Origin of the sequence: Kitasatospora sp. NPDC059571, assembly GCF_042735675.1 — a bacterium.
GTDB lineage: Bacteria > Actinomycetota > Actinomycetes > Streptomycetales > Streptomycetaceae > Kitasatospora.
Window position 1 is genome coordinate 1 of sequence record NZ_JBHWBW010000137.1, and the last position, 6,360, is coordinate 6,360.

Sequence of the window (6,360 nt, forward strand, 5' to 3'; positions counted from 1 at the left end):
GGCCGGACGGGCCGGGCCGGTGCCGGCTCGTCCGCGGTCGGGGACTTGCGGGCGTAGCCCACCGGGAGGGCGTTCAGGTGGCGGGCCCACGACGAGGAGGTCCAGCGGAGCTCGTCCTCCTCGACCGCCAGGTGGATGTCCGGCAGGCGGTTGAGCAGGGTCTCCACCGCGGCGTCCGTGATCGCGCGCCCGACGTCCTGGCCGGGGCACTCGTGCGGGCCGCGGCTGAAGGCGAGGTGCGAGCGGTTGCCGTGCAGCCGCGCGGCGGGGTCGGGGCGCACCGCGGGGTCGACGTTGCCCGCGGCGAGTCCGAGCAGCAGCAGGTCGCCGGCCTTGATCTGGCGGCCCGCCAGTTCGGTGTCGCCGGTGGCCCAGCGGCCCGGGCAGACCATCAGCGGCGGCTCGTCCCAGAGGACCTGCTCGACCGCCTCGGCGATGGTGAGCAGGCCGCCGGTGAGCGAGGCGTGGAAGCGGGGGTCGGTCAGCACCATCCGGAGCGTGTTGACGATCAGGTTGGTGGTGGTCTCGTTGGTCGCGAGCATCACCAGGCGCAGGTGGTGCTGCACCTCGTCGTCGGTGAGGCCGGCCGGGTGGTTGATCAGCGCGGTGGCGAAGTCCCGGCCGGGTGCGGCCTTCTTGTCCTTCACCAGCTGTTCCAGGGTGTCCAGGATGAACTGGTTGCCCGCGACCGCCTTCTCGGTGCCCTTGATCAGCGCGGCGGCCGCCTCGACCAGGCTCGGGCCGTCCTCCTCGGGCAGGCCGAACAGGTGCGTGAGGACAAGCATCGGCACGTGCTGCGCGTACCGGCTGAGCAGTTCGGTGCTGCCGTCCGCGCAGAAGCCGTCGATCAGCTGGTTGGCGTAGCGCTGCACGTGGCGGCGGATGCCGCGGCGGTCGAACTGGGCGAGGCTCTCGGTCAGTGCGGCGCGCAGCCGCTGATGCTCCTGGCCGTCGGCGGAGACGCAGTCGGGCCGCCAGCCCATCATCGGTATCAGCGGCGAGTCCTCGGCGACCCGGCCCTCCTGCCAGTCCCGCCACAGCCGCGGGTCGCGGGAGAAGCGGCTGGGTGCCCGGGTGACCTCGACGTTCTCGCGGTAGCCGAGCACCAGCCAGGCGGGGACGTCGCCGTCGAGCAGGATCGGCGCGACCGGTCCGTGCTGGGCGCGCAGCCGCTCGTACAGGCCCATCGGGTCGCTCTCGGCGAGCGGCCCGTAGAGCCGCATCACGCCGAAGGCGTCGGCCGGGGCCGGGCCGGCGGCGTGGGCGGGGCAGCCCGGCGGGGGGACGAGGCCGGATGCGTCCAGGGGGTTCGGGGGCAGCGTGGTCACGAGTGCTCCGGGGAGGCGGCGAGTGAGTGCAGATAGCGCATCAGGGTGAGCAGGACGTCGCGACTGGAGGCGCGGTCGCGGGCGTCGCAGTCGACGATCGGCACGGTGTCGGGGAGGTCGAGGGCACCGCGCAGTTCGTCGACGGGGTGGACCGGGGCGTGCGGGAAGGCGTTGACGGCGACCACGAACGGCACGCCGCGCTCCTCCAGCCGCCCGATCACGTCGAAGCTGACCTCCAGCCGGCGGGTGTCGACCAGGACCACCGCGCCGAGGGCGCCGTGGAACAGGCCGTTCCAGAGGAACCAGAACCGCTCCTGGCCGGGGGTGCCGAACAGGTAGAGGACGAGCTGCTCGTTGAGGCTGATCCGGCCGAAGTCCATGGCGACGGTGGTGGAGGTCTTGCGCTCGATGCCCACGACGTCGTCCACTCCGACACCGGCCTGGGTCATCGTCTCCTCGGTGGTGAGCGGCTTGATCTCGCTCAGCGCGCCGACCAGCGTGGTCTTGCCCACGCCGAAGCCCCCGACGATCACCACCTTGACGGCCGCGGCGGTGGTGGCGGCGAGCGCCTGCACCGGGCCTGGCTCCGTGTACGCCCGGGACCCGGCGTACGTGTCAGAGCTTCTGGAGTCCATGCATCACCGCTTCCAGCAGTTCGAGGTCCGGCAGTCTGGCCGCCTGGACGGGGGCTCTGGCCTCGACGCTGTCGGAGGCCAGCAGATCGGCCAGCAGTACCGTCACCACGCTCATCGGCAGGCCGAGATGGGCCGAGATCTCGGCCACCGACAGCGGTGCCTCGCACATCCGCAGGATCGCGGCGTGCTCGGGCGGCATCCCGGGCCCGGGGGCGGCGCTGGCGACGATCAGCGTCACCAGGTCGACCTCCGCCTCAGCCTCCGGGCGGCTGCGGCCGGCGGTGATGACGTAGAGGCGCTCGGGCCCGTTGTCCTGCCATCGCTGGTCCTTTAATGTCATCCGACCAACCCGTCGACGCGGGGAGGACTGGTCAGATGCGCGCCGATCCTGGCCACCAGGTCGCGCATGCGCTGGCCGATCAGCCCGGGGTCGACGCCCTCGTCGGCGAGCACCGCCAGGTAGGCGCCGGCGCCGGCCGCCATCAGGTAGAAGAAGCCGCCCCCCACCTCGATCACGACCATGCGCATCCGGCCGTCGCCGTGCGGGAACTCGCCGGCCACCGCGGTCGACAGGCTCTGCAGGCCGGCGCAGGCGGCGGCGAGCCGGTCGGCGGTGTCGTGGTCGGTGCCCCACTGGGCCATCCGCAGGCCGTCCGAGGAGAGGACGACCACGTGGCGGGTCTGCGGGACGCTCTCCGCGAGGTCCTTGAGCATCCAGTCGATGTTGGGACGGTGGTGCATCATTTGCTATTCACCCTTGTCTGACGAGTCGTCGCCGGCGCTGCGGGCGTCGACGCCCGCCGTGCTCTCTCCGGAGACGGCGCTCTGGAAGGCCCCCATCCACAGGCCGGGCTCGACCGCGGGTGCGGCCGGGGCGACGGGTGCGGGGGCGAGGGGCGCGACGCGCGCCGTGGTCCGGGCGGGCGCCGGGGCCGCCAGGGTGCGCCGGCGGCGCTGCGGCAGCCCGTGGGCGTTGCGCTCGACGTCGGCGGGCTCGTCGAGCGGCTCGCCCGCCATCATCGGCTGCGGGCCGGTCATCCGCCGCGGCGCCGGCACCGTGGTGCCCTGGGAGGGCGTGGCGGGTGCGGGGGCCGCGGTGATGAGGTCCGAGGGCACCACGAGCACGGCGCGGACGCCGGCGTACGCGGAGGGCCGCAGCGAGACCCGGAAGTCGTTGGCCTGGGCGAGGCGGCCGACCACGGAGAGTCCGAGGCGCGGCGCCTCGCCGAGGTCGGCGAGGTCCAGGCCGGTGGGCGCGTCGGACAGCACGCGCTCGGCCCGGCGGCGGGCCTCCTCGCTGAGGCCGACGCCGCTGTCCTCGATCTCCACCGCGATGCCCGAGGGGATCTCGATGGCGGTGAGGTGGACCCGGGTGTGCGGCGGCGAGTACCGGGTGGCGTTGTCGAGGAGTTCGGCGAGCGCGTGGATGAGCGGTTCGACGGCGGGGCCGACGACGGCCACCTCGGCGACCGAGTGCAGGTCCACCCGCTGGTAGTCGACGATCCGGGACATGGCGCCGCGCAGCACGCTGAACATCGTCACCGGCCGGTGCCACTGGCGGCCCGGCCGGGCGCCGCCGAGGACGGCGATGCTGTCGGCGAGGCGGCCGATCAGGGCGGTGCCGTGGTCCAGGTGCAGCAGGTCCCCGAAGACCTCGGGGTCGCGGCCGTGCCGGTCCTGCATCTGCCGCAGGTCCTGGGCCTGCTGGTGCACGATGGCCTGAACGCGGCGGGCGATGTTGACGAACGAGCGCTGCGCGGAGTCGCGCAGGTCCTCCTCGGCCTGGACGGCGTCCACCACGGCGTACAGCACGCGGCGGTGCGCGGGGTGGAGTTCGGTCTGCCGGTCGGTGCCGCGGAGCACCTCGTCGGAGGTCCCGCCGGTCTGCAGGCGGTTGATCGCCTCGGGCAGCAGGACGTCGGCGAGGCGGGCCGTGCCGGCCTCGTGGTCGACCAGCCTGCGCTGCCAGTCGGCGTCCAGGGCCGCGAACCGCTGCTGGAACGTGGCCGCCTCGGCGCGGGAGCGCGCGGCGGCGCGGCCGCGCCGGTCGGCTTCGGCCACGGTGAGGGCGACCACCGCGGTGGCCGCGGCGCCGCACCACAGGATCGCGGAGCGGGTGCCGGCGGACGCGGCGTACGCGGCCGCACCGAAGGCGACCAGCACGGCGGGCGGGAGCAGCCAGAGGGCGGCGGTGGCGAGTCGTTCGCTTCCAGGTGGTGATCCAGCGCGAACCATCTGCATCCTCGGGGGGGGTTGACGACGATCGGGTGAAGCCGGTGTGCGCATGTCCCGGGGGTCGCCGGAGGCGCCGCGGGCCCACGGTGCGGGCCTCCGCGGAAGCGGGCCGGATGCGGGGACAAACCAGCCCAATCGGGACAAGACCTGTGCGCCGTACGGATCATAGCCTGATACGTGCGGCAGGAGCCCATCAACCGGCCATGTCCACACCCATCTTGACATTCCGTCAAGAAAGGCGCAGGTGGGCAGCGTTCACGAGTCCCGACGGCGCCAAACCCCATGACACCATCTGGCTTGATCCTTTCGTTTTGGAGCGTGTTCAGTCAACTACTGTCCGGATCCTCTGGTGCTGGCGGTTTCTGACGTGACGTAATGGGCATTCAGCCCGCGATCAAGATGGAAGGGAACCGTCCACATCGTGAACCAGCCTGCGCAGGATCAGACTTCGCTGGGCGTCAATCTCCTGCTCTACCGGGAGGACGGCCGGGTTCTGCTGGGGCTGCGTTCCGGCACCCGCTGGGCCGACGGCTACTGGAGCGTTCCGGCCGGGCACCTCCAGGGCGAGGAGACCGTGCCGGAGGCGGCGGTCCGCGAGGCCCGCGAGGAGCTCGGGATCGGCATCGACCCGGCGGACCTCGTGCACGCGGTCACCGTGGACTACCGCGAGGGCTCCGCCCTCCGGGCGCTCACCGCGTTCCTCACCGCCCGCCGGTGGACGGGGACGCCGAGCAACCTCGAACCGGGGCTGTGCCGCCGGCTCGGATGGTTCCCGCCCGACCGGCTCCCCCGGCCGGTCACCCCGATCAGCGCGGCCGCGATCGCCGCCAGTGCCCGCAACCGCGGGTTCGAGACCTGTTGGCTCGACGGCCCGCTGGCACCCGGCTGACCCGGCCGCCCGCGTACCACCCCCGCCATCCCCCGATGCGCCCCGCCCCCCGATCCCGCACCCCACCGGTGCGCCCTGCCGCCGGCCCCGCCGGCCCCGAGGAGCCACGATGATGCCGTTCCCGACGAGCCAGGCCCGGAACATACCCGCCCGGGTCGACGCCGAACTGACCCGCTTCCTGGACCGCAAGACCGCCGACCTCGGCGACCTTCGGGCCGCCGACGCCGGACACCTGGTCAAGGAGTGCGTTCTGGAGGGCGGCAAGCGGCTCCAGGGCATGTGGGCCTACTGGGGGTGGCGGGCCGGCGACCGCCCGGACTGCACCGAGATCATCACCATCGGCGCCGCCCTGGAGCTCTTCCACTGGGCCGCGCTCATAGTCGACGACGTCTTCGACCGCAGCGACACCCGCCGCGGCCTGCCCGCCCTGCACCGCAGACTCGCCGACGTCCACCGCGCACGCGGCTGGCGCGGCGACGCCGACCACTACGGCCTGGTCCAGACGCTCTGCCTCACCGACATCGCCTGGGCCTGGTCCGACGAGCTGATGTTCTCCTCCGGCATGGACCCCCACCGGCTGGCCACCCGGCGGCTGCCCAACGACCTGCTGCGCTCCGAGGTGTGGCTCGGCCAGTACCTCGACATGGAGGAGCGGGTGCGCCGCACCCCCTCGACCGACCAGGCGATGAACGTCGCCCTGCTGAAGACCGCGCGGTCCAACACCATGTACCCGCTCCAGTACGGCGCCGCCCTCGGCGGCGCGTCGGAGCAGGTCCTCGACGTCTTCAAGCGGTTCGGCGAGGCCGTCGGCGAGGCGTACCAGCTCCAGGACGACCTGCTCAGCGTCTTCGGCGACGAGCGGGTCACCGGCAAGTCCAGCACCGACGACTTCCGCAACGGCTGCATGACCGTCCTGCTCTCCTGGGCGATGGAGCACGCCGCACCCGCCCAGCTCGCCGTCTTCGAGCGCCACCACGGCGATCCCGACCTGGACGAGGCCGGGGCGGCCGCACTGCGCGCCGCGATCGAGGCGACCGGGGCCCGCACGGCCGTCCGGGCGATGCTCGACGAGCGCCGCGCGGACGCGGTGGCGATCCTCGCCGAGGTCCCGCTGGAGGACGAGGTGCGGGCGGCGCTGACCGAGCTGGCGGGCGCCGACCCGGTGCGCGCCGGGGCCGTCCCGATCGCCGCCTGAGCCGCCCGCAGCGGGGGGGGGGGGGGGGGGCCGGGGGGCGGGGCCGCGCGGCCCCGCCGCCCGCCCCCGCCCGCGCGC

7 protein-coding genes are annotated in these 6,360 nt (G+C 73.7%); 2 read left to right on the forward strand and 5 right to left on the reverse strand.

Annotation, left to right across the window (positions count from 1 at the left end):
• The 5 genes from ACFV0G_RS17570 to ACFV0G_RS17590 form a co-directional block, all read right to left on the reverse strand.
• Positions 1-1,328 (reverse strand): cytochrome P450 (locus ACFV0G_RS17570; RefSeq protein ID WP_380547815.1); only part of this gene is annotated, 1,328 nt, incomplete at its 3' end.
• Positions 1,325-1,963, reverse strand: a complete 639-nt coding sequence (locus ACFV0G_RS17575) for an ATP/GTP-binding protein (RefSeq protein WP_380547819.1) — start codon at positions 1,961-1,963, stop codon at positions 1,325-1,327. The genes ACFV0G_RS17575 and ACFV0G_RS17570, both read right to left, overlap by 4 nt.
• On the reverse strand, positions 1,944-2,303 hold the full coding sequence (locus ACFV0G_RS17580; protein WP_380547822.1) for a DUF742 domain-containing protein: 360 nt from the start codon (positions 2,301-2,303) through the stop codon (positions 1,944-1,946). The genes ACFV0G_RS17575 and ACFV0G_RS17580 overlap by 20 nt, the downstream gene beginning before the upstream one ends.
• The gene (locus ACFV0G_RS17585; protein ID WP_380547825.1) at positions 2,300-2,707 is read right to left on the reverse strand and encodes a roadblock/LC7 domain-containing protein; all 408 of its coding nucleotides are present in this window, start codon (positions 2,705-2,707) and stop codon (positions 2,300-2,302) included. Before ACFV0G_RS17585 ends, ACFV0G_RS17580 begins: the two co-directional genes overlap by 4 nt.
• 3 nt (positions 2,708-2,710) lie before the next feature.
• Positions 2,711-4,198, reverse strand: a complete 1,488-nt coding sequence (locus ACFV0G_RS17590) for a sensor histidine kinase (protein WP_380547828.1) — start codon at positions 4,196-4,198, stop codon at positions 2,711-2,713.
• A 421-nt stretch (positions 4,199-4,619) separates the two neighbouring features.
• On the opposite strand from ACFV0G_RS17590, the gene ACFV0G_RS17595 reads away from it, so the two are divergent.
• Together ACFV0G_RS17595 and ACFV0G_RS17600 are read left to right on the forward strand one after the other, a co-directional pair.
• The gene (locus ACFV0G_RS17595; RefSeq protein WP_380547831.1) at positions 4,620-5,087 is read left to right on the forward strand and encodes an NUDIX domain-containing protein; all 468 of its coding nucleotides are present in this window, start codon (positions 4,620-4,622) and stop codon (positions 5,085-5,087) included.
• 109 nt (positions 5,088-5,196) lie between these two features.
• Entirely contained in the window at positions 5,197-6,282 is a 1,086-nt protein-coding gene (locus ACFV0G_RS17600) for a polyprenyl synthetase family protein (protein ID WP_380547834.1), read from the forward strand.
• Positions 6,283-6,360: the final 78 nt, after the last annotated feature.

Excerpts from the sequence above, each read along its gene's own strand:
- ACFV0G_RS17575 (WP_380547819.1), bottom strand. The coding sequence starts at position 1,963 with ATGGACTCCAGAAGCTCTGACACGTACGCCGGGTCCCGGGCGTACACG.
- ACFV0G_RS17580 (WP_380547822.1), bottom strand. The coding sequence starts at position 2,303 with ATGACATTAAAGGACCAGCGATGGCAGGACAACGGGCCCGAGCGCCTC.
- ACFV0G_RS17585 (WP_380547825.1), bottom strand. The coding sequence starts at position 2,707 with ATGATGCACCACCGTCCCAACATCGACTGGATGCTCAAGGACCTCGCG.
- ACFV0G_RS17590 (WP_380547828.1), bottom strand. The coding sequence starts at position 4,198 with ATGGTTCGCGCTGGATCACCACCTGGAAGCGAACGACTCGCCACCGCC.
- ACFV0G_RS17600 (WP_380547834.1), top strand. The coding sequence starts at position 5,197 with ATGATGCCGTTCCCGACGAGCCAGGCCCGGAACATACCCGCCCGGGTC.